The organism is Actinoplanes sp. NPDC051475 (assembly GCF_040689425.1).
GTDB lineage: Bacteria > Actinomycetota > Actinomycetes > Mycobacteriales > Micromonosporaceae > Actinoplanes.
This window is the reverse complement of sequence record NZ_JBFAZZ010000001.1, coordinates 39,847-62,643: the sequence shown is the minus strand read 5'-3', so window position 1 is coordinate 62,643 and position 22,797 is coordinate 39,847. Positions and strand designations below refer to the sequence as shown.

General features: G+C 73.0%; 23 protein-coding genes. 14 read left to right on the top strand and 9 right to left on the bottom strand.

What is annotated here, in order from left to right; translation table 11 throughout:
• The first annotated feature begins 54 nt into the window (after positions 1–54).
• From AB0368_RS00290 to AB0368_RS00260, 7 genes are all read left to right on the top strand, one after another.
• Positions 55–660: a hemerythrin domain-containing protein gene (locus tag AB0368_RS00290; RefSeq protein ID WP_366151555.1), complete on the top strand. Its 606-nt coding sequence runs from the start codon at positions 55–57 to the stop codon at positions 658–660.
• Between the two features lie 156 nt (positions 661–816).
• Positions 817–1,794, top strand: a complete 978-nt coding sequence (locus AB0368_RS00285) for a LysR family transcriptional regulator (RefSeq protein WP_366151554.1) — start codon at positions 817–819, stop codon at positions 1,792–1,794.
• 47 nt (positions 1,795–1,841) lie between these two features.
• Positions 1,842–2,216, top strand: a complete 375-nt coding sequence (locus AB0368_RS00280) for a hypothetical protein (RefSeq protein ID WP_366151553.1) — start codon at positions 1,842–1,844, stop codon at positions 2,214–2,216.
• Positions 2,217–2,305: 89 nt separating this feature from the next.
• The gene (locus AB0368_RS00275; RefSeq protein ID WP_366151552.1) at positions 2,306–2,566 is read left to right on the top strand and encodes a hypothetical protein; all 261 of its coding nucleotides are present in this window, start codon (positions 2,306–2,308) and stop codon (positions 2,564–2,566) included.
• 4 nt (positions 2,567–2,570) lie between these two features.
• The gene (locus tag AB0368_RS00270; RefSeq protein ID WP_366151551.1) at positions 2,571–3,452 is read left to right on the top strand and encodes a hypothetical protein; all 882 of its coding nucleotides are present in this window, start codon (positions 2,571–2,573) and stop codon (positions 3,450–3,452) included.
• On the top strand, positions 3,445–6,090 hold the full coding sequence (locus AB0368_RS00265) for an FtsK/SpoIIIE domain-containing protein (protein WP_366151550.1): 2,646 nt from the start codon (positions 3,445–3,447) through the stop codon (positions 6,088–6,090). The genes AB0368_RS00270 and AB0368_RS00265 overlap by 8 nt, the downstream gene beginning before the upstream one ends.
• Entirely contained in the window at positions 6,087–6,797 is a 711-nt protein-coding gene (locus tag AB0368_RS00260; RefSeq protein ID WP_366151549.1) for a hypothetical protein, read from the top strand. The genes AB0368_RS00265 and AB0368_RS00260 overlap by 4 nt, the downstream gene beginning before the upstream one ends.
• Before the next feature lie 50 nt (positions 6,798–6,847).
• Here AB0368_RS00260 and AB0368_RS00255 read toward each other — a convergent pair whose 3' ends face one another.
• Together AB0368_RS00255 and AB0368_RS00250 are read right to left on the bottom strand one after the other, a co-directional pair.
• Positions 6,848–8,095 carry a cupin domain-containing protein gene (locus tag AB0368_RS00255; protein ID WP_366151548.1) on the bottom strand — a complete coding sequence of 416 codons (1,248 nt, stop codon included), beginning with the start codon at positions 8,093–8,095 and terminating at the stop codon, positions 6,848–6,850.
• 11 nt (positions 8,096–8,106) lie between these two features.
• On the bottom strand, positions 8,107–8,358 hold the full coding sequence (locus tag AB0368_RS00250; RefSeq protein WP_366151547.1) for a hypothetical protein: 252 nt from the start codon (positions 8,356–8,358) through the stop codon (positions 8,107–8,109).
• Between the two features lie 66 nt (positions 8,359–8,424).
• On the opposite strand from AB0368_RS00250, the gene AB0368_RS00245 reads away from it, so the two are divergent.
• Both AB0368_RS00245 and AB0368_RS00240 read left to right on the top strand, forming a co-directional pair.
• On the top strand, positions 8,425–9,195 hold the full coding sequence (locus tag AB0368_RS00245; RefSeq protein WP_366151546.1) for a DUF72 domain-containing protein: 771 nt from the start codon (positions 8,425–8,427) through the stop codon (positions 9,193–9,195).
• Between the two features lie 12 nt (positions 9,196–9,207).
• Positions 9,208–9,990: an aminotransferase class IV gene (locus AB0368_RS00240; protein ID WP_366151545.1), complete on the top strand. Its 783-nt coding sequence runs from the start codon at positions 9,208–9,210 to the stop codon at positions 9,988–9,990.
• Here the strand turns inward: AB0368_RS00240 and AB0368_RS00235 are convergent.
• The 5 genes from AB0368_RS00235 to AB0368_RS00215 form a co-directional block, all read right to left on the bottom strand.
• Positions 9,987–10,871 carry a DUF72 domain-containing protein gene (locus AB0368_RS00235; protein WP_366151544.1) on the bottom strand — a complete coding sequence of 295 codons (885 nt, stop codon included), beginning with the start codon at positions 10,869–10,871 and terminating at the stop codon, positions 9,987–9,989. The genes AB0368_RS00240 and AB0368_RS00235 overlap by 4 nt on opposite strands.
• 71 nt (positions 10,872–10,942) lie before the next feature.
• Complete coding sequence (locus AB0368_RS00230; RefSeq protein WP_366151543.1) at positions 10,943–11,365, bottom strand: TraR/DksA C4-type zinc finger protein; 423 nt, start codon at positions 11,363–11,365, stop codon at positions 10,943–10,945.
• Positions 11,366–11,581: 216 nt separating this feature from the next.
• On the bottom strand, positions 11,582–12,214 hold the full coding sequence (locus AB0368_RS00225) for a uridine kinase (RefSeq protein ID WP_366151542.1): 633 nt from the start codon (positions 12,212–12,214) through the stop codon (positions 11,582–11,584).
• Between the two features lie 144 nt (positions 12,215–12,358).
• On the bottom strand, positions 12,359–12,880 hold the full coding sequence (locus AB0368_RS00220) for a winged helix-turn-helix domain-containing protein (protein WP_366151541.1): 522 nt from the start codon (positions 12,878–12,880) through the stop codon (positions 12,359–12,361).
• Positions 12,881–13,134: 254 nt separating this feature from the next.
• Positions 13,135–13,560, bottom strand: coding sequence for a signal peptidase I (locus tag AB0368_RS00215; RefSeq protein WP_366151540.1), 426 nt, complete (start codon positions 13,558–13,560; stop codon positions 13,135–13,137).
• Between the two features lie 52 nt (positions 13,561–13,612).
• On the opposite strand from AB0368_RS00215, the gene AB0368_RS00210 reads away from it, so the two are divergent.
• Together AB0368_RS00210 and AB0368_RS00205 are read left to right on the top strand one after the other, a co-directional pair.
• Positions 13,613–14,005, top strand: a complete 393-nt coding sequence (locus AB0368_RS00210; protein WP_366151539.1) for an ankyrin repeat domain-containing protein — start codon at positions 13,613–13,615, stop codon at positions 14,003–14,005.
• A 1-nt stretch (position 14,006) separates the two neighbouring features.
• Positions 14,007–14,927: a DUF3500 domain-containing protein gene (locus AB0368_RS00205; RefSeq protein ID WP_366151538.1), complete on the top strand. Its 921-nt coding sequence runs from the start codon at positions 14,007–14,009 to the stop codon at positions 14,925–14,927.
• On the opposite strand, the gene secA2 is transcribed toward AB0368_RS00205, so the two are convergent.
• A complete protein-coding gene (gene secA2 / locus AB0368_RS00200; protein WP_366151537.1) occupies positions 14,924–17,218 on the bottom strand; it encodes an accessory Sec system translocase SecA2 in 2,295 nt (764 codons plus the stop codon). The two genes, AB0368_RS00205 and secA2, sit on opposite strands and share 4 nt — an antisense overlap.
• Positions 17,219–17,272: 54 nt before the next feature.
• Complete coding sequence (locus AB0368_RS00195) at positions 17,273–19,009, bottom strand: ABC transporter ATP-binding protein (RefSeq protein WP_366151536.1); 1,737 nt, start codon at positions 19,007–19,009, stop codon at positions 17,273–17,275.
• Positions 19,010–19,137: 128 nt separating this feature from the next.
• On the opposite strand from AB0368_RS00195, the gene AB0368_RS00190 reads away from it, so the two are divergent.
• From AB0368_RS00190 to AB0368_RS00180, 3 genes are read left to right on the top strand one after another with little or no spacing between them, the layout of a single operon-like run.
• Positions 19,138–19,878: an ATP-binding protein gene (locus AB0368_RS00190; protein ID WP_366151535.1), complete on the top strand. Its 741-nt coding sequence runs from the start codon at positions 19,138–19,140 to the stop codon at positions 19,876–19,878.
• Positions 19,875–20,888, top strand: a complete 1,014-nt coding sequence (locus AB0368_RS00185; RefSeq protein WP_366151534.1) for a chemotaxis protein CheB — start codon at positions 19,875–19,877, stop codon at positions 20,886–20,888. Before AB0368_RS00190 ends, AB0368_RS00185 begins: the two co-directional genes overlap by 4 nt.
• A gap of 32 nt (positions 20,889–20,920) precedes the next feature.
• Positions 20,921–22,762: a CheR family methyltransferase gene (locus tag AB0368_RS00180; protein ID WP_366151533.1), complete on the top strand. Its 1,842-nt coding sequence runs from the start codon at positions 20,921–20,923 to the stop codon at positions 22,760–22,762.
• Positions 22,763–22,797: the final 35 nt, after the last annotated feature.

Sequence of the window (22,797 nt, the reverse complement as noted above, 5' to 3'; positions counted from 1 at the left end):
CAGCCTGCGCTTCCCGGCGTTTGGGGGGAGATCCGGTACGGGTATGACGCGGCCGTGTCCGTGTCCCTGCCTCCCCTGCCGCCGGTCGGCGGCGAGACCACCGGCCCGAACCTGGCCGACGTGGTCGCCCGTGAGCATCGCGAGCTTCTCGCCCTCTGCGACGAGCTGCTCGCCGGCGGCACGGCCGCCGGCCGTCGCCGGACCATCGCCCAGGTGGTCAGCGCCGCCCTGTCGCGGCATCTGTCCGCCGAGGAGCAGTACGTCTACCCGGCCGTGCGCGCCATCGTGCCCGGCGGCGAGGAGCTGGCGGACCGCGAGATCGCGGAGGACCGGGCGTTGCTGGAGGCGCTGCGGCTGCTGGAGGCCGCGGGCGATGGCGAGCGTGCGGAGCGGGCCGCGGACGTGCGCCGCCGGTTGCAGCGGCACGTGGACGCCGCCGCGGGCGAGCTGATGCCGCTGCTGCTGCACATGGCCTCGGCCGAGGAGCTGATCCGGCTGGGCAACCGGGTGGAGCTGGCCGAGGAGGCGGCTCCGACCCGGCCGCATCCCGGCACCCCCGCGACTCCACCGTGGAACAAGGTGGTGGATCCGGCGGTGGCCGTCGTCGACAAGATCCGCGATGTCGTGGGCCGGCGGATCACGTACCCCCGGGACCTCTGAATTCACTGATAGTGATAGATGGCACACACAGCGTTTAGGTACGGACGTACGGGTTAGCAGCTTCTGCCCTTTTGTTTAACCCGTTTGTCACAAGAGGACGATCTTTGGCCGTCCGAAGGTCTAGCCGATATCCCGCGAACGTCCTACCGTCACGCTATGAACCTGGAGCTGCGGCATCTCAAGGTGGTCTGTGCCATCGCCGAGACGGGCAGCGTGACGAAGGCGGCCTCGCTGCTCGGCCTCGCCCAGCCGGCCCTGACCGCGCAGCTGCAACGCATCGAGCGGACCCTCGGCGGACCCCTGTTCGAACGTGACCGCCGTGGCGCCCGGCCGACCGCCCTCGGCGAGCTGGTGCTCTCCCGTGCCCGGGTCCTGCTGCCCGCCATGAAGGGCCTGCAGGACGAGGCGGCCCGGCTCGCCGGCGCCGGTTCCGACAACACCATGAGCCGCTACCGGATCGGGTCGATCGGCGGCCCGATCATCGGCGGCATGGTGCACCGGCTCTCCGAGGCCCAGCCGGATGCGCAGATCTCCACCCACGCGTCGTACTACGTGGAGGAACTGGCCACGATGGTGGTCGAGGGCAAGCTCGACTTCGCCCAGGTGGGCGTCTGCGGAGACGCCATCCCCTCGGCCGAGTACGGCCTGGTCTGGCAGACCATCGCCGTCGACGGGGTCTGCGTGCTGATGCCGGAGGACCACCGCGCCGCCAAGGGCATGGAAGTCGACCTGGCGGAGCTCGCCGAGGAGCAGTGGGTGGCCGGCACCGGCGACGGCTGCTTCGGCGACTGCTTCGCCGCGTCGTGTGCCCGGGCCGGTTTCACTCCGCGGCGGATGCTGGAGACCGACATCCGCGGCTGCGTCGACATGGTCGAGTCCGGGCTCGCGCTGGCGCTGTGCCAGCCGACCTTCCGCCCGCCGGGCGGCCTGACGCACCTGCCGATCCAGGGGGCACCGCTGCGCTGGCGGCAGGTTCTCGGCTGGCACCCGGACAGCCCGGCCGCCCGGGTCGCGCCGTGGCTGATCGGCATGGCCGGCCAGGCGTACCAGGAGGTCGTCGCCCGCAATCCGCTCTACGTCGAGTGGCTCGAGGACTATCCGCAGCTCGGGGCCCAGCAGCTCGCGACGGCCTGACGGAACCCCCGGCTCCCCCGCGCCCGGGGAGGTGGGACGCTGCTTGCATGTCTCTCCCCCTGCTGGTCGTGGACGCGGCCAACGTCGTCGGCTCCAAGCCGGACGGTTGGTGGCGCGACCGCGCGGGGGCCACCGCGCGCCTGCGTGACTCGCTCATCCCGCTCCCCGCCGCGGGCCTTCCCGATCTTCCGGGTCCCGTGGAGGTCGTCCTGGTCGTCGAGGGCCGGGCCCGCGACGTGGCCCCGGCCGAGGGCGTACGCGTCGAGCCCGCGACCGGCTCCGGCGACGACGCGATCGTGGCACTGGTGGCTGCCGAGGGCGCCGGCCGGCGGGTCGTCGTGGTGACCGCGGATCGGGGCCTGCGGGCCCGGGTGACCGCCCTCGGCGCGGAGGTACGGGGCCCCACCAGCGTCCCACGCTGAAACGGGCACGCGGGCACGACCGCCACATCGGGGACGACTAAGCTGAGCTCCGTAACACCGTGACGATTTCACCGGGAGGGGCTGCACGAGTGGCCAGCGTCGCCGAGGTCAGAGCGGCCGTGGACGCCGCGCTCCAGCAGGTCACCGAGGGACAGGCGGCCATCCAGGCGGCCCGGGAGAAGCTCGGCGAGGCGCAGCAGAGCCTGGCCGCCGCGCTCGACGGCTCCGGCAACGACTCCGTCGGCGCCGCACACGCCTCCCTCGCCCAGGCCGACCAGCAGCTCGAGGAATGCCTGGGCGCGACCCTCATGGCGGTCGAGCAGGCGCAGACCTACACGGCGACGCTCTGACGCGATGTCGCTGCTGGAGGAACTCGGCGCCCAGCTCCGGGCCACGTCGGAGGAGCTGCCCACCGGACTGGTGTCGGTGGCCATGGAGCGTCTGCGCAGCGCCGCGGACCTGCTCAACTGGGTCCGCCAGACGTCCGTCGACCCGCTGGGCGTACCGCAGCTGGGGAATGCCACCGAGCACGCCGAGCACGCCGCCGCCGCGCTCCGCCTGGCGCAGGACGCGATCGCCGCTTACCTGGCCGCGCTCGGCCTGGCCGGCGGCCCGCCGGCGGACACCGACTACAAGGCCGGGCTGAAGCCGGAGGAGACTGCCGCGTCCGCCGCGAAGGACGAGCATCAGCCACCGCCGCCGGAGAAGCTCGGCAAGTGGTGGCAGGAGCGGGTCGCGGCGCTGACCGGCGAGGCCCCGCCCCCGCCGCAGGAGAGCGGCGCCGCGCCCGACCGGTCCGGGGACACTGCCGAGCTGCTGCGCCGCGTCGCCGCCGGGGTCCGCTCCGGCGACCGGGCCCGGCTCGGCCGCGACCTGCACCGGGTGAACGCCGCGACCGGTCTGGGCCTGTCCGCAGCCAGCAACCCGGTGCTGCACCGCCTCGCCGGTGACCTGCTCGGCCACGAGCCGCGCCCGGAGGATCTGCAGCGGCTGCGCACGGCGGCGAGCGGCCGGGTCAGGTCGCTGCTGCCGGGCACGCCGCCGGCCGTGCTGGACACCCTGCTCGCCCGCATCTGCCGGGCACCGGCCAAGGCCGAGGCGCCCGCGCACCCCGCGGACTCCGCGGTCACGGCGAGCGTGCTGACCGGGGTGCTGCTGGCCCGCCTCGGCCGCGATCCAGCCACGCTGCACCCGGACGCGCCGGAACCGCTGCGACACCGTGGTGCCGATGCCTGACTCGACCGCGCAGCAGGTCGTGGAGGTTCGGGCCGCCCTGTCGCACGCGCTCGGGATCGCCACGGACGCCCTCGAGGCCGCCCGCGCCGAGCACGAGGCCGCCACCACGCGGCGCTCCCGGATCGTCGCCGCCGCCCGTGAGCGCCGCCGCCGACTCGCCCACGAGCGGGACAAGCGGCTGCGGGAGATCGACGACCAGCGCGAGCGTGACCTGGCCGAGCTGGCGGGAGCGGCGGCCGAGACCGGGCTCCTCGCCGCCCCGGGCGCGGCCGGGCTGCCGTGGTCCCGGTGGCGGCCCACCCCGACCGGCTCCCCCGCTCCCGCGCCCGAGCTGCGCGTGGGGCGGCTGCTGCTGCCGTACGACGGGGAGGTGCCCGCGCTGGTGCCGCTGCTGGACCGCGGTCACGTCGTGGTGCGCGGCGACGAGGCGACCGGCGACGACGTGGTGGCCGGGCTGCTGCTGCGCGCGCTGGGCAGCGCCGAGCCGGGCCGCGTCACGCTCACCGGGTACGACCCCGAGCAGCTGGGCGGCGGCCTGGCCGGGTTCGCCCCGCTCGCCCCGGCCGGCGTGCTGCAGTTCGTCGGCCCCGGCGGGCTCGGCGCGCTGCTCGACGAGCTGGTCGACCAGGTCCGCCGGATCAACGAGACCGTCCTGGCCGGCGAGCACTCCTCGCTGCGCGAGCTGGCCGCCGCGACCGGGCGCCGGCCCGAGCCGTGGCGGGTGGCGATCCTGCTCGGCGCCGGACGTCCCGACGAGCTGTCCCGGCACGAGCGGGGCCAGCTCGACCGGCTGCTGCGTACGGGCGCGGCCTGCGGCGTGCACCTGATCGTGCGGGATCTGCCGGTGGCGGCCGGCCCCGGCATCGAGGTCGTCGAGGCGGTCCCCGGCGACGACGCCCGGCTCGGCGGCACCGGCGACCTACCCGTGCGCCTCGATCAGGGGCCGCCCCCGGCGGTGGTCACCCGCACCTGCCGGCAGATCGCGGACGCGGTCGCCGCGGGACCGGCACCGGTCGCGCTGGACAGCCTGCTGCCCGAGCGCGAATGGCAGGAGAGCTCGGCGCGGGCCCTGACCGCCCCGCTCGGCGACAGCCTGCAGGGCGCACCGGTGCACGTGACGCTCTCCGACTATCCGCCGCACGCCCTGATCGCCGGGCCGTCCGGCACCGGCAAGACCAACCTGATCTACGCGTGGATGGGTGCGCTCGCCGCCCGCTACTCCCCCGCCGAGCTGGCCTTCTACCTGCTCGACTTCAAGGAGGGCGTGTCGTTCGCCCGGTTCGCGCCGGGCCGCCGCGACCCGAGCTGGCTGCCGCACGTCCGCCTGGTCGGCCTCAACGTCAATACCGACCGGGAGTTCGGGCTGGCGTTGCTGCGCTTCCTCGCCGCCGAGCTGCGCAGCCGCGCGGACGCCGCGAAGCGGCACGAGGTGACCAACCTGGCCGAGCTGCGCGCCGAGGACCCACAGGGCGCGTGGCCGCGGATCGTGGCGGTCGTCGACGAGTTCCAGGTGCTGCTCGCCGGCCGGGACGCGGTCGCCGCCGAGGCGGTCGACCTGCTCGAGGACCTCGCCCGCCGGGGCCGTTCCCAGGGCATCCACCTGGTGCTGGCCAGCCAGGACGTCTCCGGTATCGAGGCGCTGTGGGGCCGCCCGGCGCTGGTCGCCCAGTTCTCGCTGCGCATCGCGCTCCCGCGGGCCCGCCGGGTGCTGGCCGAGACGAACCCCGCCGCCGACGCCCTGCCGCGCTACCACGCGGTGGTCAACGCCGACTCCGGCGCCACGGAGGCCAACCGCGTCGTGCGGGTGCCCGACGCCGGCAACCGGGAACGCTGGAGCGACCTGCAGCACCGGCTCTGGCGCCGGCGCCCCCAGGACCTGCCACCGCCCCGGGTCTTCGACGGTGACGCCATCCCGCGCCTCGACGACAGCCCCGACTTCCGGCGGTTCGCCCCCGCGGACGCGGTGGCCGCGCCCATCGTGCTGCTCGGCGAGACCATCGACGTCGAGGCCCGCTCGGCCCGCACGGTCCTGCGCCGGGCTCCGGGTCGCAACATCGCCGTCATGGGTACGCGGGTGGACGAGGCGTGTGCCGTCCTGCACACCGCCGCCCGCTCGCTGGCCGCCCAGTTCGAACCGGGCTCGGCCCAGTTCGCGGTGGCCTGCCTGGACAGTGACGCGAACGCCGCGGTGGAGGCGCTCAAGGGCGTCCTGCCACCGGACACCGGCTACTTCGACGGCGACACCGTCGACTTCCTCTTCGAGGACGCCGCCACCAGGGCCACCGAGGGCACGGCCGCGGACCGCCCGCTCTTCCTGTTCATGTACGCGGTGGACGCCGCCCCCGCCCGCACCGCCGAGCTGCTGCGCCGCATCCTCCGGCAGGGCCCGGAGCGGCGCGTCCACGTGATCGGCTGGTGGCGCGGCGCCTCGCTGCTGCGGGACACCCTCGGCGGCCAGGGCACCCGTACCGACGTGATCGGCTCGTGGGTCGCGCTGGACGTGCACGGCAGCGAGCTGTCGCCGTACTACCCGGGGCACGGCTCGCCGGTCTGGTATCCGCGGCCGTGGCGCGCCCTGCACTTCGACCGCTCGGTGCATCGGGGCGCCGAGGTGATCATCCCCTATGGACCCTCATGACCTCTCCTGAGCCCGACGGCGTGCTCGAACGCCGTACCCCCGACTACCGCAGCGTGGTCCGCAAGCTGACCAACCTGGACGAGGAGGCCGCGGCCCACCGCGCCGAGGCGCACACCTGGCACGACACCCGGGCCCGGGAGGCCGACGAGGCGGTACGCGCGGCCGACGAGCGGCTCCGCGAGACCCAGGCGGCGGTCCGCGCAGCGCAGCGCGGCCTCGAGGAGGTCGACGCGCGGGTCGCCGGCGTGTGGGCGGAGTTCTCGCACAAGGCCGGCCGGGCGGCGGACCGCTTCGGGCAGCCGCCCCAGCCGACGGTCCCCCGGCAGCGGGACCGGGACGCGGAGGAATACCTCCAGGAGGCGGCCGCCGCCGCGGCGTGGAAGTCGCCGGCCAAGCCGCTGAAGGGTGCCACGCTGCTCTACGCCGGGCTGGGAGCGCTCGGCGGAGCCGTGGGGCTGGCGGCGTGGTCACTGCTGCGCTGGGCGGGCCGCGAGGGCGGCGGTGACCTGGCCGTGGGCCTGCCGGTGGTGGCGCTGATCGTCGCGCTGCTCGGCCCGATCCTGGCGGTCGTGACGGCCAAGCGGGTGGCGGACCGCGGCGGTGCGCCACTCGACGCCTCCGCGGTCGCCACCGTTCTGGTCTCCGCGCTGATCACCGCCGCGCTGATCCTCGCCGCGGTCCGCAACAGCGCCGGCGCGGGCGGCTGACGCGACTCGCCCGCGGCCTCCGGAGGGACCGCGGGCGTGGATCATGCCGATCAGGCGGGGACGACGACGGCCTCGCGGAGCAGGCGGCGGGCCAGGACCAGGCGGTCCGCGTCGTCGTCGAGGCCGGGCAGGTCACCCACCCGGTGCGCACTGCCGTCCAGCGCCGCGCGGACGGCCGGGGCGCAGAAGGCCGGGAAGCGCAGGGTGCGCCCGGTCATCCGGAGCACGACGTGCTCGGGGCCGTCGTCGAGAAGGTCCCAGTGCAGTCCCTCGCGGGCGGTGACCCGGTCGTCGGGTCCCAGCCCCTGCGCGTACGCCAGCTGGGCGAGCGGGCGCACCGGGGCCGGGCGGCTCGCGGGCCAGGCCCGGGCGCGCAGCCGTTCGGCGATCACGGCCGGGTCGGCGGTGAGCAGCCAGTCCCGCAGCGCGGCGACCGTCTCGGTCAGCTCCGTGGCGACCTGGCCGGTGTCCGCGACGTCCATCCCGTACGGCAGGGTGGCGCGCAACCGCTGGTCCTCGGCGGCGAGGCCGAGCAGTTCCTCGACGACGGCGTACCGGGTCAGGGCGCGTACGCCGAACGTCAGGTGCAGCGACCGCTCCCCCTGCGCCTCGGCCGAGTGCAGCCAGCCGCGCGGGAGATAGAGGGCGTCTCCCGGGGCGAGCACCACGTCCAGCGCGGCGGGCCCCTCCGCGACGGCGCCGACCTCGTCGGCCCGGCCGCCCCAGGCCTGGCGTTCGAGCGGTTCGGGCAGCACCGGCTCGTGGATACGCCAGCGCTTGCTCCCGTCGACCTGGAGGACGAAGACGTCGTGGGTGTCGTAGTGGGTCGCGAACCCCTTGTTGCCGGCCGGCGTCAGGTACGCGTTCACCTGCAGCGGCTGCCGCAGCTCCGCGCCGAGGCGCCCGGCGTAGCGGATCAGCGGGGGCCAGATGCGGTGCAGGCCCTGCAGGACGAGGGTGGCGCCGTCGGCGTAGAGCTTCAGCAGCTGGTCGTCGACGACCTGGTCGCCGATCTCGGCGCCGGCGCCGCCCGGGCCGGTGAACGCCGAGGCGGGCAGCACAGCACCCTTGTCGGCCACCCGCAGGAACGGGGTACGCAGCCCGCGCTCGCTGAGCAGCTCGTCGACCGCCTCCGGGGAGAACAGGTCGCGGAAGGCGCCGGCACCGGCCAGCTCGTCGGCGCGGGTGAGCAGCGGCTGGCGGCCCCAGTACGCCTCGGCGAACTTGGCCGGGTCGACGGAGACGACCCGGGTCAGGGCCGGACGGTCGTCGGTGCCGTCCGGCGTCGGGTTCGTCATCGTGCAGATCCTCAGGACGCGCTGCCGTCGGCGCCGCCGTCGTGGCCGCCGGGGTTCGCGCCGCCGTCGGCCGGGCCCTCGCCCGAGGCACCACCGTCGGCGCCGCCGTCCACGCCGCCCGGGTTCGCGCCGCCGTCGGCCGGGCCCTCGCCCGCGCCACCGTCCGCGCCGCCGTCCTGGCCGCCGGCGTTCGCGCCGCCGTCGGCCACGCCCTCGCCCGAGACGCCGCTGCCGCCGGTGATGTCGTCGTCGCTCAGTCGCATGATGGTTTCCCCTTCTTTGGTGGAGACACGGCGGTACCCCGTTTCGATCACCCCTAATCTGGGGAGATGCCGGGTGTGCTGGTGATGGGTACCTCAGGCTGGCAGTACAAGGACTGGCGTCCCCCGAAGGGCGGCGACGACACCCGGCCGTACCTGTATCCCGAGGGCCTGCCGCAGCGGCTCTGGCTGGAGAAGTTCGCCGAGTCCTTCGCCACCGTCGAGATAAACAATGCGTTCTACCGGCTGCCCGAGCGCGACACCTTCGCCCAGTGGCGGGCCCGGACACCGGACGACTTCTGCTTCGCGGTGAAGATGAGCCGCTACCTGACCCACATCAAGCGGCTGAAGGAGCCGGCCGAGCCGGTCGCCCGTTTCCTGGGCCGGGCGGACGCTCTGGGCGACAAGCTCGGGCCGGTCCTGATCCAGCTGCCGCCGACGCTCAAGGTCGACGTGGCGGCCCTCGAGGAGACCCTGTCGCTCTTCCCCCGGAACGTGAAGGTGGCGGTCGAGCCCCGGCACGACAGCTGGTGGACCGACGAGGTACGCGACGTGCTCCAGCGGCACAACGCGGCGCTGTCGTGGGCGGATCGCAAGGGGCGCCCGATGACCCCGCTGTGGCTCACCGCCGACTTCGCCTACCTGCGAATGCACGAGGGGCGGGCGAACCCGTGGCCGCACTACGGGCGGGCCTCGCTGGCCACGTGGCTGGACCGGCTGCCGGAGCTGCCGACGTACATCTATTTCAACAACGATCCCGGCGGCGCGGCCGTCACCGACGCCGCCGCGATGGCCGCGCTGGCCCGCCGCCGCGGCTGCCCGGTGACCCGTACGCCGTAGGCTGAGCGGAACATGTACCTGGAGCTGAACGGGCGCGAGCCCGGCGTCGCGGAGCTGCACCGGCTCGTCACGCTGAACTACGGCCACTACACCTCCTTCCAGGTCCGCGCCGGCCGGGTACGCGGGCTCGCCCTGCACATGGCCCGGCTCGCGGACGGCGCCGAGGAGCTGTTCGGCCACCGCATCGGCGTCGAGGAGGAGCACCGCCTGCTGGGGCTGGTGCGGCACGCGCTGGGCCGGGTCCGCGACGCGTCGGTCCGCGTGACGTTCGTGCCGGGGCCGGGCGGCGACCAGGGCCCGCCGGACCTGCTGGTGGCGGTCTCGGATCCGGTGCCGGAGGCGGCGGGCCCGCCGCTGCGGGTGCAGACGGTGACCTACGAGCGGGACCTGCCCGAGCACAAGCACCGGGGCACCTTCATGCTCGACCACCACGTCCGCGAGGCCCGGCTGGCGGGCTTCGACGACCGGCTGTTCGTGGGCCGGGACGGCAAGGTCCGCGAGGGTACGTCGTGGAACGTCGCGCTGTGGGACGGCGACCGGGTGGTGTGGCCGCAGGCACCGGCCCTCAGAGGGGTGGCCATGGTGCTGCTGCAGCTCGCGATGACGATGAACGGCACGCGGTGGGACCTGCGCCCGGTGGCCGGGGCGGAGCTGACCGCGTTCCCGGGAGCGGCGGCGGTGAACTCGAACGGCGTCCGGGGCATCGCCAGCGTCGACGAGGTGCCCGCGACCGACCTGCGGCTGGTCAAGCTGCTCGCCGAGACGTGGGCCGAGGTGCCCTCGGACGAGCTCTAGGACAGGTCCTGGTCCTGATCGAGGAGTTCGATGAGCGTGGTGGCGTTGCGCTGGGCGTAATCGGAGTAGCAGTTGTTCATGAAAACCTGCGTAGTGCCGGTCTCCGCCGCCAGCGCCCGCAGTTTCGGCGCCCACTCCCGCAGCTCTTTGCGCGAATACTCGTAGCCGAACTTCTCGTGGATGTCCTTGCTGGTCCACTTGTCGCTGTGGCCGTGAAAACGGACCACCGCGAGGTCGGCGGGGGCGGCCACCACCGGCGGCACCGAGGACTTGTGACCCTGCGGCATGTCGACGCACACCAGCGGCAGTTCGTACTTGCGCAGGAAGTCGAGGGTCTCGTCGGCGTTGTCGCCCTCGAACCATGACGCGTTGCGGAACTCGAACACCGGCCGCAGCGGCTTGCACCGGGCGGCGACCTCGCGCAGGTAGTCCTTGTTCGCGCGCCGGATGCCCCACCACGGCGGGAATTGGAACAGCAGCGCGCCGAGCTTGCCCGCCGCCACGAGGGGGTCCAGCGCCGACAGGAAACGGGACCAGATCTCCTCGTACGTCTGCGGCGGCAGGTCGTCCGGATAAACGTTCTTCTTGTCGGTCTCCGGGCGCAGGTCCTTGTAGATCGCCGAGACCTTGGTCGGGTGGCCGGTCAACAGGCTGAATGCCTTGATGTTGAAAGTGAAGCCGTCCGGCGTGCGCTGCGCCCAGAGCTTCGTGGTCTGCTCGGCCGGCGGCCCGTAATACGTCGCGTCCACCTCGACCACCGGGAACTGCTTCGCGTAGTAGCCGAGGCGCTTCTCGGGATTGTCCGCGGTGCTCGGATACCAGCCGGATTCCAGCAGCGTCCGGTCGGTCCACGACGCCGTGCCCACCTGGATCCCGCCCATGAGATCAAGCTAGTCCCGATGCGGCCGGTCCGCCGCCCTTGCGCGGGCGGCGGACCGGGACGACGTGTGGTTCAGCCTGCGCGACGTTCGCGGTTGGCCTTGCAGTGCACGCACGTGGTGGCCGACGGGAACACCTCGAGCCGCTCGACCGGGATGGGGTTCGAGCAGTTCTCACAGTTGCCGTACAGGCCGTCCTCGAGCCGCTGCATGGCTACCTCGGCCTGCGTACGCCGGTCGAGCAGAGTGCGCAGCAGCGACGTCGCCGCGTCGCGCTCGGCGGTCTTGGATCCGCTGTCCGCCTGGTCGTCGCCGGCGGCGTCGCCGATCTCGACCAGCCTCAGCCGCTGGTTCTCGGCCACGGCCTCCTCGTACTCGGCGTTCAGGTCGTCGAACCGCGACTGCAGCAGCACCCGGATCTGCTCGATCTCCTGCGTCGAACGCGCCTTGGCGGTGCCGGCACCTTTACCCGTGATGACCGCGCTGTTGACGAGCATGTGCTCCCCCTGCCCTTCCCTCTGCCCCTGCCGGTGGTCCCCCGTGCCGGCCCTCCGGTGTTCCACCGTGGGGCTCGGCTGATACCCACCGCCGGAGATCGGAAACGCCGATCCCCGCAAAAAAGTAACCGCAGCATAACTGTCAGTGCTCGTTACCGCCACGGACTGCGCCAACATGCTTTCGCGTCGCAGGCCACAGGGGGTGTGAGCGCGAATTCACTCACGCTCGACCACCATCGCGGGCCGCCGGGGGTCGTCCAGGCGGACCACGACGTCGGCGAATGCGGCCGGATCCACCTCGGTGCCGTAGCGCTCGAACGCGGGCAGCGTCCAGCTCTCGTCCGGACCGGTACGACGGGCCAGCGCCGCGGCCGAGAGTGCCAGATGGACCGTCACGTCGAAGGGCAGCCCGGCGCCGAGCAGCAGCGGCCCACTGACGATCACCACGGCGTCCGCAGGCAGCTCGCGGTAGGGCTCCCGGGCGGCCCGGTCGGCGGCAGCGTCCCAGAGGCGGGTCACGATGCGCCCGCTGCCGCCGGGACCGGCCGGGTCGAGCACCTCGCGGCGCAGGCCGGGCTCGTCGGTCCAGCCCGCGTAGAACGAGTCCGGGTTGGTCCGGCCGAACTCCAGCCGCAGCGAGGCCGGGCGCAGGAAGTCCGCGGTGGACACGTGCACCGCCGGGCGCCCGCGAGCCCGCAGCGGGGCGATGAGGGCCCCGGCGAGGGCCGCCGGGTCCGCGGCGGCCGGTCCGTCGATCGCGACGCGCAGCCGCTGCCCGGGACGCTGTCCCGCGAACCGGTCGGCCAGCTCCTCGATCAGGAGGTCGGTCGAGACGGGGCGCACGCGCACCGGGGAAGCCTAGCCCGGGGCGGCTCGGGGCCGTCCGGGGCGGCTCGGGGGTTGCCCCGCGCTGCCGGGCCCGGGCTCGGGCTCGGTGCTTGCGCACCGGCGAGGCCCGGGCTGGGGCGCGCGCTGCCCGCGCGCCCGGGGTTCCTACTCGTGCGGCAGGACCACGATCCGCGCTTCGTCGGAGAGCCGGTAGCCGACCCCGTAGACGGTGGTGATCAGCGGCAGGTGCGAGCCCATCTTCACGCGCAGCCGGCGCACGTGGACGTCGACCGTACGCTCGCCGGTGTGCTCGTAGCCCCATACGGCGTTGAGGAGCTGGGTGCGGCTGAACACCCGGCGCGGGTGCTCGGCGAGGAAGAGGAGCAGGTCGAACTCGAGGCGGGTGAGCGGCAGCAGCCCCCCGTCGAGCAGCACCTGGCGCGACCCCGTGAGCAGACGGACCTCGACGCCACCCTCGCGGGCCGGCTCGGTGGTGATCCGCTCGGGCTCGGCCTGCGGCTGCTCGACGGCGACCGAGCCCTGGCCCGCCTCGACGAGCTCGCGGAGCGCGTCGAGCAGCCGGTGGGCCTGCGGAGGCAGGGTGTCGCCGGTGAGCGGGATGTTGAGCGTGACCGTCAGGGCGGCCGCCGGCGCCGGGGGTGCCGCGGCGCGCCGGATCGAAGCCACCCGGCCCGACCCTGTCGCATGTCGTCCCGTACGCCCCGGCAGGGCGGTGACCGGCATGAAGCCTCCCGCGTCAAAGAATGGAAACGCCGTGCGTCACAACGGCGATCGAATTAATGCATGCTTAAACCGCGGTCGATATTTCCGGTGTTCCGCCCGATGGGTCAAGGCGGCAACCACACTGTGGGAAACTCGTTCCATAACCGGACGATGCATCGTGTTTTCCCGCACAGACAATGCGATTACCGTCACGGAGGTTAACGGGGGGCATCCGTTTCCTGCAGTTGTGAATAAAGGGCGGTTTCCCGTGGTGAAGCGGGGGGTAGACGCCAGCCCGGCAGGGACGGCCAGCGCACGGTCAGCACCACCGTCTCCCGGTCTCCGGCCTGCCAGGAATGATCGTGACCGGGCCCCCAGACCACATAGTCGCCCGGTTCGCGCAAGACCACTGTGCGGTCTCGCAGTTCGATGTTGAAGCTGCCCTGGATCAACACCAGCAGAGCCGTGCGGGTCTCCCGGGTGGCCCAGGCGGCGCGACGCTCGCCCGGCGCGTGCACACCCCACTTCACCTCGACGGTTTCGCTGTGCAGCAGCTGCCCCGGGGGCATGAAATGACCCAGTAGCCAGCCCTGGTTGCGCGCGCCGTCCGCACCGGCGCGGCCGACGTAGACCCCGTCGGACACCCCTCACCCCCTCGCAGAATGCAGCGCAGATTAGCACCGTAGGCTGGCCGGCATGGCCGAGGAATTGGACGCCGAAACGATCGCGTTCGCACACCGGGTGTTCGACCTGGCGCGCTCCGGCGGCGCCGGCGAGCTCGCCGACTTCCTGGCCCAGGGCCTCCCGGCAAACCTGACCAACGACAAGGGCGACACGCTGCTGATCCTGGGGGCGTACCACAACCATCCGCCGGTCGTCGCCACGCTGCTCGAGCACGGCGCCGACCCGGCCCGGGTCAACGACCGCGGGCAGACCGCGCTCGCCGCGGCCGTGTTCCGCAAGAACGCCGAGACGGTACGGCTGCTGCTGGCCGCCGGGGCGAACCCGGACGACGGCAAGCCCAGCGCCCGCGAGACGGCCGAGTTCTTCGAGCTGCCCCAGATGACCGCCCTGCTGCGCGGCGAGTGACATGACGCTCGCCGGTGACATGAGCGCGGCCGCCGCGGAGGTGCTGGCGGCCCATCCGGAGGCGGGGGTCGCGTTCGGGGACCGGCACCGGCGCTGGATCGAATACCGGCCCGAGCCGCGTCCCGGCCTGTCGCTCGCCGACCTCGCACCCGGGCCGCGCAAGGCCGCACACCGCCTGCTGGCGACCGCGCTGAGCCCGGCGGCGTTCGCCCAGGCGATGGCGGTCGTCGCCCTCGAGGAGGTGCTGGACCGGCGCGAGGACGGGCGGCGCGGCCGGCACAGCGAGGACTACCGCGTCATCGTCTTCGGCACACCCGGCGACGACGAGTGGGCGTGGCGCTTCGAGGGCCATCATCTGTCGGTCAGCATGACCATCGCGGACGGCCGGGTCTCCCCCGCGCCGGTGTTCCTCGGCGCCAACCCGGCGCGGGTGGACGCACTCGGGCGGCCCGTGCTGCGGCCCCTCGGCGTCGAGGAGGACCTCGGGCGGGAGCTGCTGCTGTCGCTGTCGGCGGGGGCACGCCGTGTTGCGGTCGTGGGGGACGTCGCGCCGTACGATATCCGCACGGCGACCCACCCCCGGAGCGAGCCGATCGCACCGCCCGGCGTGGCACGGGCGGATCTGCGGCCCGGTGAGCGTGCGCTGCTCGACCAGCTCGTCGCCCTCTACCTGGGCAGGCTTCCCGACGAGCTGGCCGCGACGCTGGACCCGGCCGGCGGCGACGTGCACTTCGCGTGGGAGGGGCCGCCGCAGCCCGGGACCCGGCACTACTACCGGATCCAGGCCGACGACCTCGTCATCGAGTACGACAACACCACCGAGGACGGCAACCACGCGCACACGGTGCTGCGGCGCCCGCGCGGCGAGTTCGGCGGCGACATCCTCGCCGCCCACCACGCGGGCGAGCCGCATACCGGCTAGCTGTTCCCCCCGGAGGTGAGGCGGCGGCCCACCGCGGCGATGAGGCGGTCGAGCTCGGAGCCGAACGGGTTGTCGTGCACCAGGTACGTCCACGTCGCACTCGGCCGGACCAGCTCGGCGCGCTCCGGCTGCCAGCCGTCGCTGAAGTCGGTCTCCTCGAACGTCTCGATGGTGCGGCGCTCGATCTCGGTGAAGACCTTCTGGAAGGCCGGCACGGCCGCGCGGTGGAACTCGTCCAGCGGGTCGAGCTTGCCCAGCGCGCGCAGGTGCACGCCCTCGCGGACCTCGGACAGCTCGGCCAGGTGCTCGGCCCACAGCCGGTCCAGGTGGAAAAGGGCGATCGAGCGGGCCGCGTCGGACAGCACGTCCTCGTCGAGCTCCTTCGCCTTGTCCGGCGACCGCTCCAGCAGCATGATCGCCGCGACCTCGGAGGTCAGCAGCCGCTCGCGGCGCTCGGCCAGGGCGAGGCGCTGCTGCTCGATCACGACGCTGTAGCGCCAGGTGTTGCGGTGGATCTCGTGGTTGACGCCCTCGGCGACGCGCTGGGCGTGCTCGACGGCGTAGTCCACCTGCTCGTCGTGCACGACGCCGTCCATGTCCATCCGCGGCGACGACGGCAGGATGTCGCCGGCGTGCCGGGTGACCAGGTCGTCCTCGAGGCTGACGAAGAACACCGAGCCGCCCGGGTCGCCCTGCCGGCCGGCGCGGCCGCGCAACTGGTCGTCGACGCGGCGGCTGTCGTGGCGGCCGCTGCCGATCACGTAGAGGCCGCCGAGCTCGACGACCTTGTCGCGGTCCTTCTCGTCGCTGCCGCCCAGGCGGATGTCGACGCCGCGGCCGGCCATCTGGGTGGAGACGGTGACCGCGCCGAACGCGCCCGCCTCCTTGATGATCGCGGCTTCCTCGTCGTCGTTCTTGGCGTTCAGCACCACCGACGGGACGCCGGCCGCGGCGAGCTGCTTGGCGAGCAGCTCGGAGGCCTTCACGTCGAGGGTGCCGATGAGCACCGGCCGGCCCTTCTCGTGGGCCAGCTTGATCTCCTCGACCAGCGCCTCGTCGCGCATGTCGTGCGCCGAGTAGATGCGGTCCGGCTCGTCCTCGCGGATGTTCGGGGTGTTCGACGGGATGACCGCGACCTCGAGCTTGAAGTACTCGCGCAGCTGCTCACCGACGTGCACGGCGGTCGCCGTCATGCCGCAGACGGTCTTGTAGAGGGCGATGTACGCCTGCACGGTAATCGTGTCGAGGACCTCGCCCTCGGCGGTGGCGTGCAGCCCCTCCTTGGCCTCCACGGCCGCCTGGAGGCCGTCGGGCCAGCGGCGGCGCTGGGCGACCCGGCCGCGCATCTCGTCGATCAGCTCCACCGAGCCGTCCCGCACGATGTAGTCGACGTCGCGGCGCAGCAGGGCCCGGGCGTGCAGGGCCACGTTGACCGCCGAGAGCTGGGCGACGTGCTCGTCCGCGTAGAGGTCGATGCCCATCTTCTCCTCGAGGGCCTTCAGGCCGGCGTCGGTGAAGGCGACGCTGCGACCGTCGTCGGCGACCTCGAAATGCTTGCCGGCGCGCAGGTCCCGGACCAGCTCGGCGGCCTCGTGCACCGGGTCGCTCTCGCTCGTGGTGCTGCCGGCGAGGACCATCGGTACGCGGGCCTCGTCGATCAGGATCGAGTCGGCCTCGTCCACGATGGCGGTGGCGAGCTCCCGCTGCACCCGGTCGTCGACATCGGTCACGAGCTGGTCACGCAGGTAGTCGAAGCCGGCCTCGCTCACCGACACGTACGTGACGTCGGCCGCGTACGCTTCCCGGCGCTCCTCGGGCGTGGCGGCCTCGGTGACCCAGCCGACGGTCAGGCCGAGCAGCTTGTAGATGGGCTCCATCCAGGTCGCGTCGCGGCGTGCCAGGTAATCGTTGACCGTGAGCACGTGCACCGGGCCGTTGCCGAGGCGGACGTGCCCGTACGCGGCGATCGTCGCGGTGAGCGTCTTGCCCTCACCGGTGGCCATCTCGGCGACCTTGCCGGAGAGCAACGCCATCGCGCCGACCAGCTGCACGTCGTAGGGCCGCTGCTCGAGGGCGCGCCACGCGGCCTCGCGCCCGATGGCGCACAGCTCCTCGTAGCTGGTGGCCTCGCCGGCCGCGGCCGTCAGCGCCTCGTCGTCGAGCTCCCGCAGGGCTTCCTCACGGGCCTCGATGGCCGGCAACCGCTTCTCCAACGGCCCGAGATCGACCGTGGTGCCCGGACGCTGCAGAAACTTGCGGAACCGGCTCTTCAGCCGCTGAGACACACCCATGGCGCGTTACGGTACTTCACTTTCCTGCGGGCGGGGCGCCGACTCCCGCGCCGTTCACGGAACCAGCAGTTGGTGGGCCGCCAGCTCGCGGTAGAGCGGGCTGGACTCGACCAGCTCGCCGTGGGTGCCCTGGGCGACGACCCGGCCCGCCTCCAGCACGACGATGCGGTCGCTGTCGATCACCGTGGACAGCCGGTGGGCCACGACGACCAGCGTACGGCGCACCGCGGCGTTCGCGATCGCCTCGCGCAGGGCCGCCTCGTTGCGCGCGTCGAGGTTGCTGGTGGGTTCGTCGAGCAGCAGGATCGGCGCGTCGGCGAGCAGGGCCCGGGCGATCGCGAGACGCTGGCGTTCTCCGCCGGAGAGCAGTACGCCGCCCTCGCCCACCTGCACGTCCAGGCCCTCCGGCGTACGGGTGACGAGCACGCCCAGGTTGACCTCGTCGAGGGCGCGCAGCAGCCGGGCGTCGTCGGCGTCCGGTGCGGTGATCAGAAGGTTGTCGCGCAGCGTGCCGGCCAGCACGGGTGCCTCCTGCTCGACGTAGCCGAGCCGGCCGCGCAGCACCCGCCGGGGCAGCTCGCGGATGTCGTTGCCGTCCACGCGGATGGTCCCGCCGGTGGTCTCGTAGAAGCGCTCGACGAGGGCCAGGGTCGTGGACTTGCCCGCGCCCGAGGGCCCGACCAGGGCGACCCGGGAGCCGCGCGGGACGGTGAAGCTGACGTCGTGCAGCACCTCGCCGCCGCCCGGGTAGGCGAACGTGACGTGCTCGAACGCGAGCGCGTCCGGGTCTCTTCCCAGGGCCGGGGCCGGTGCCGTCGTCGCGTCGCCCGCGGTCTCCACCGGCAGGGCGAGCACCTCCTCGATCCGCTGCAAGGCGCCGAGGCCGGTCTGCAGCCGGGTGTACGCGTGCAGCGCCTGGCCCAGCGGGAGCACCAGGAAGAAGAGGAACAGGATGAACGCCACCAGGTCGCCGACGGTGAGCGCGCCGGCCGCCACCCGGGCCCCGCCGACGCCCAGCACCAGCAGGAACGCGCCCTGGGTCGCCGCGGTCGCCGCCGGGCCGATCAGCGCCTCGAGGCGGGCCACGCGCACGCCGGCCGCGTACGCCTCGGCCGCGCTGCGCCCCACGATCTCGGCCTCGCGGTCCTCGGCCCCGCCGGCCCGGATGGTGCGGACGGCCGTGATCGACCGCTCCACCGCCGAGGTCATCTCGCCTAGCCGCGCCTGCGCCTCCCGGGAGAGCCCGCGTACCCGGCGGGAGGCGGTGATCGCCACACCCATGCCGACCGCGAGGCCGGCCACGGCGACGCCGAGCAGCAGCGGGTCGAGGACCGCCATGGCGACGGTCGCGCCGGTCACCATGACCACGCCCGTGACCACCTCCAGCAACCCGGACGTGACGACGGCCCGCAGCAGGGTGGTGTCCGCGCCGACCCGGGAGAGGAGATCGCCGGTGCGCCGGGCGTCGTACTCGGGGATCGGCAGCCGCAGCAGATGGGACGCAAGCCGCCGCCGGGTGGTCAGGACGACGCCCTCGGCCGTGCGCTGCAGCAGGAAGTCGCGAATGCCGCCGAGCGCGGCCCCGGTGAGCAGCAGCGCGACGAGCAGGGCCACCGCGGCGCCGGCCGGGCGGCCCGCCGAGATGTCGTCGAGCACGGTACGCACCAGGAGGGGTTGCACCAGCGCGGCCGCGGCACCGGCCAGGGACAGCACGGCGACGGCGGCCAGGGTGAACCGGTATCGGCGCAGGTAGGGCAGGAGCGCGGGCAGACCAACTCCGCTGGCGTCCATGTCGGAGAGCGTATCCGGCCCGCGGCAGTTCCAGTCCGCGTGACCTCGCGCGTTTGCCCTGGGATGTCGGCGGGCAATGGATGCGAACGACGTGACGGACACGACGCGACGGTGACAAAAGGGGGCACATGTCGAGCCAGCTCGTCTGCCGCCCGGAGCAGGACCTCCCGGTCGCCGTCCTGCGGGTCAGCGGAGTGCTCGACACGATGACCGGCGACGCCCTGGAACACGCCGTGACGCGCAGCCTGTCGGCCCAGCCGGAGGCGCTGCTGGTCGACGTCAGCGAGCTCGAGGTCGCCGACCCCGGCGCCCTGGACGTGCTCAGCGCGATCATCTGCCGGACGGCCGAGTGGCCCGCCGTACCGGTGGTGCTGTGCGGGGCCGAGCCCGAGACCGCCCGGACGATCCGCGACTGGCCCGGCTGCCATGCGCTGAGCACCGAGGAGAACTGCGAGAAGGCGCTGGCCGCGGCCGAGCGGCGGGACGAGCCGGAGCGCCGGATCCGGGTGCGGCTGCGCCCCGTGCCCGACGCCTGTCGCCAGGTGCGCCAGCTCGTGTCCCAGGCCTGCGCCGCCTGGCAGGTCAGGGAGCTCGCCGCCACCGTCGGGCTGGTGGCGACCGAACTGGTGGCGAACGTGGTGCGCCACGCCCACACCACCATGGAACTCTCTCTCGGCCTGCGCGACGGGTTGCTCTACCTGACGGTGCGCGACGGCAGCCGGCGGCTGCCGCGGCCCAGGGATCCGGCCTTCACCGACGCGGGCGGCCGCGGCCTGCATCTCGTCCGAGAACTCACCGACGCCTGGGGTGTGCTGCCGGTTCCCGACGGTAAGGTGGTCTGGACGAAACTCACGACGGGAGCGGCGTGACTGCCGAACACCGCGATGTGATCGCCGTCGGCGCCTCCGCCGGTGGTGTGGAGGCCCTTCGCGCCCTGGTGGGTGGGCTCCCGCCGGAATACCCCGGTACCCTCCTGGTGGTCTTGCACGTGCCCCGCGAGTCGCCCAGCGCGCTGCCCGCCATCCTGTCCCGCAGCGGCCCGTTGCAAGCCACGGCCGCGGTCGACGGTGACCAACTGGAACCGGGCCGGATCTTCGTGGCTCCCAACGACCATCACTTGCTGGTCCTGGAGGGGCGGATCCGGCTCACCCGCGGCCCCGCCGAGAACGGCCACCGTCCCGCGGTCGACCCGTTGTTCCGCTCCGTGGCCCGGGCGTACGCTGAACGCGCCGTGGGGGTCGTGCTCTCCGGTTCCCGGGACGACGGCGCCGCCGGGCTGGCGAGCATCACCGCCCGAGGGGGCACGGCTGTCGTGCAGGACCCGGACGACGCGCTCTATCCCTGGATGCCCCGTGCGGCAATGGCCCACGTGACACCGGACCACATCGTGCCCGCCGCCAAGATTGGCGGCCTCCTCGCCGGGATCACCGCCATGGATCTGCCCGACCCCCTCCCTCGCGAGGACGACAAGCTGCTCGAGGCCGAAGTGGCGATATCCGAGCTGCGACCCCTGACCACCGAAGATCTCGACGCCACCCCGGCCGGATTCGGCTGCCCCTCCTGCGGCGGCAGCCTGTTCCAACTCCCGGAGCAGCGGGTGCCCCGCTACCGCTGCCGGATCGGGCATGCCTGGTCCCCCGAGAGCCTGATCGACGAGCAGGCGCTCGCCCTGGAGGGGGCCCTGTGGATGGCGCTGCGCGCGCTGGAGGAGAAGTCCGCCCTGAGCCGGCGGATGGCCGCCAGGGGTTCCCGGCTCCCGGGGACCACCGACCGCTACCACCACATGGCCCGTGACGCCGAGGACGCCGGCGCGGCGATCCGCCGGCTGATCGAGCGGCTCGGCTCGTCGACGCCGCGCGACGCGGCATCCTCGTCCTGACCTCGGAGCGGGCCTTGCGATACGGTCGGAGCGTGAACTCGGTCGACCCGGATTTCGAGACGCTGCTCCTCTACCTGAAGGAGTCGCGGGGTTTCGACTTCACCGGCTACAAACGCTCCAGCCTCATGCGCAGGGTGAATCGGCGTATGTCCCAGGTGGCCGCCGCCGACTACCCGGAATACCTGGACTACCTGCAGGTGCACCCGGACGAGTTCACCCTGTTGTTCAACACCATTCTGATCAACGTCACGGGCTTCTTCCGGGATCCCGACGCCTGGAGCTACCTGCGCACCCAGGTGCTCGAGCCGATGGTGGCGAACGGGGCCCCCGGCCAGCCCCTCCGCGTATGGTCCGCCGGATGCGCGTCCGGCGAGGAGGCCTACACGCTGGCGATCTTGCTCGCCGAGATCATGGGCGCCGACGCCTTCCGCGAGCGGGTGAAGATCTACGCGACCGATGTGGACGAGGAACAGCTCAACGAGGCTCGCCAGGCCACCTTCGGCCAGCGCGAGATGCAGGCGGTGCCGCCGGAGCTCACGGGCAGGTACTTCGAGCAGACCGGCAACCGATTCACGTTTCGCAAGGACCTGCGGCGCTCGGTGATCTTCGGCCGTAACGATCTCGTGCAGGACGCCCCGATCTCCCGCATCGACCTGCTGACCTGCCGCAACACGCTGATGTACTTCAACGCGGAGACGCAGGCGAAAATCCTGTCGCGGTTCCACTTCGCCCTCGCCAACGGCGGCGTGCTCTTCCTCGGCAAGGCCGAGATGCTGCTCAGTCACGGCACCCTGTTCACGCCCATGGACCTCAAGCGCCGGGTGTTCCTCCGGGTTCCGCGCGTCACGCCGATCGCCGGCCCCGCCTTCGCCGAACCCCTCCCGGAAGCCGCCGTCGGGGTCGCCGGTCTCGACGAGCTGCGGACCGAGGCGTTCGCGGGGAGCCCGCTCGCCCAGCTCGGCCTCGCCTCCGACGGATCGGTGGCGCTGACCAACCGCAGCCTAGAGAAGCTGTTCGGAGTGTCCTCCCGGGACATCGGGCGGCCCTTCCGCGACCTCGACCTGTCGTACCGGCCGGCGGAGCTGCGCCGCTACATCGAACGGGCCCAGCTCGAACGGCGCACGCTGCGCATCACCGACATCGAGTACGGGCGCAACGGCGACCTCACCCACCTCGAGGTCGAGGTCAGCCCGCTGACGGGCAGCGACGGCAGCCTGCTGGGCGTCAACCTGATCTTCCACGACGTCACGGCCGCGCGGCGCCTGCAGGAGGAGCTGGAACACGCCAACCAGCAGCTCGAGGCCGCGTACGAGGAGCTCCAGTCCACCAACGAGGAGTTGGAGACCACGAACGAGGAACTCCAGTCGACGGTCGAGGAGTTGGAGACCACCAACGAGGAACTCCAGTCGACCAACGAGGAACTGGAGACGATGAACGAGGAGCTCCAGTCGACCAACGACGAGCTGCAGAGCATCAACGACCAGCTGAGGATCAGCACCGTCCAGCTCGACGAGGCGAACTCGTTCCTGGAGACGGTGCTGACCAGCCTGCGCGCCGCAGTGGCCGTCGTGGACCGCGACCTGCGCATCCGGATGTGGAACCGGCGCGCGGAAGACCTCTGGGGCCTGCGCACCAGCGAGGTCGTCGGCCAGCACTTCCTGAACCTCGACATCGGCCTGCCGTTCGAACAGCTGAAGCCGATGCTGCGGGGATCGCTGGGCGAGGACGGCAGCTCCGGTGAGGTGTCCGTCGACGCGGTCAACCGGCGGGGCCGCCCGGTCGTGGTCCGGGTGGCCTGCGCCCCCCTCCGCGCCCAGGACAGCGCCAAGGAGACGGAAGGTGCGATCATTGTGATGGAGGCCGACGACACCTGACAGTTTCACCTCCGCAGGGTCGGGTATGCGAAGGC

What these genes read in the sequence shown, in the direction of transcription:
- AB0368_RS00285 (WP_366151554.1), top strand. Translation starts at nt 817, where the DNA reads ATGAACCTGGAGCTGCGGCATCTCAAGGTGGTCTGTGCCATCGCCGAG.
- AB0368_RS00280 (WP_366151553.1), top strand. Translation starts at nt 1,842, where the DNA reads ATGTCTCTCCCCCTGCTGGTCGTGGACGCGGCCAACGTCGTCGGCTCC.
- AB0368_RS00270 (WP_366151551.1), top strand. Translation starts at nt 2,571, where the DNA reads ATGTCGCTGCTGGAGGAACTCGGCGCCCAGCTCCGGGCCACGTCGGAG.
- AB0368_RS00265 (WP_366151550.1), top strand. Translation starts at nt 3,445, where the DNA reads ATGCCTGACTCGACCGCGCAGCAGGTCGTGGAGGTTCGGGCCGCCCTG.
- AB0368_RS00260 (WP_366151549.1), top strand. Translation starts at nt 6,087, where the DNA reads ATGACCTCTCCTGAGCCCGACGGCGTGCTCGAACGCCGTACCCCCGAC.
- AB0368_RS00255 (WP_366151548.1), bottom strand. Translation starts at nt 8,095, where the DNA reads ATGACGAACCCGACGCCGGACGGCACCGACGACCGTCCGGCCCTGACC.
- AB0368_RS00250 (WP_366151547.1), bottom strand. Translation starts at nt 8,358, where the DNA reads ATGCGACTGAGCGACGACGACATCACCGGCGGCAGCGGCGTCTCGGGC.
- AB0368_RS00245 (WP_366151546.1), top strand. Translation starts at nt 8,425, where the DNA reads ATGCCGGGTGTGCTGGTGATGGGTACCTCAGGCTGGCAGTACAAGGAC.
- AB0368_RS00240 (WP_366151545.1), top strand. Translation starts at nt 9,208, where the DNA reads ATGTACCTGGAGCTGAACGGGCGCGAGCCCGGCGTCGCGGAGCTGCAC.
- AB0368_RS00235 (WP_366151544.1), bottom strand. Translation starts at nt 10,871, where the DNA reads ATGGGCGGGATCCAGGTGGGCACGGCGTCGTGGACCGACCGGACGCTG.
- AB0368_RS00230 (WP_366151543.1), bottom strand. Translation starts at nt 11,365, where the DNA reads ATGCTCGTCAACAGCGCGGTCATCACGGGTAAAGGTGCCGGCACCGCC.
- AB0368_RS00210 (WP_366151539.1), top strand. Translation starts at nt 13,613, where the DNA reads ATGGCCGAGGAATTGGACGCCGAAACGATCGCGTTCGCACACCGGGTG.
- AB0368_RS00205 (WP_366151538.1), top strand. Translation starts at nt 14,007, where the DNA reads ATGACGCTCGCCGGTGACATGAGCGCGGCCGCCGCGGAGGTGCTGGCG.
- secA2 (WP_366151537.1), bottom strand. Translation starts at nt 17,218, where the DNA reads ATGGGTGTGTCTCAGCGGCTGAAGAGCCGGTTCCGCAAGTTTCTGCAG.
- AB0368_RS00195 (WP_366151536.1), bottom strand. Translation starts at nt 19,009, where the DNA reads ATGGACGCCAGCGGAGTTGGTCTGCCCGCGCTCCTGCCCTACCTGCGC.
- AB0368_RS00190 (WP_366151535.1), top strand. Translation starts at nt 19,138, where the DNA reads ATGTCGAGCCAGCTCGTCTGCCGCCCGGAGCAGGACCTCCCGGTCGCC.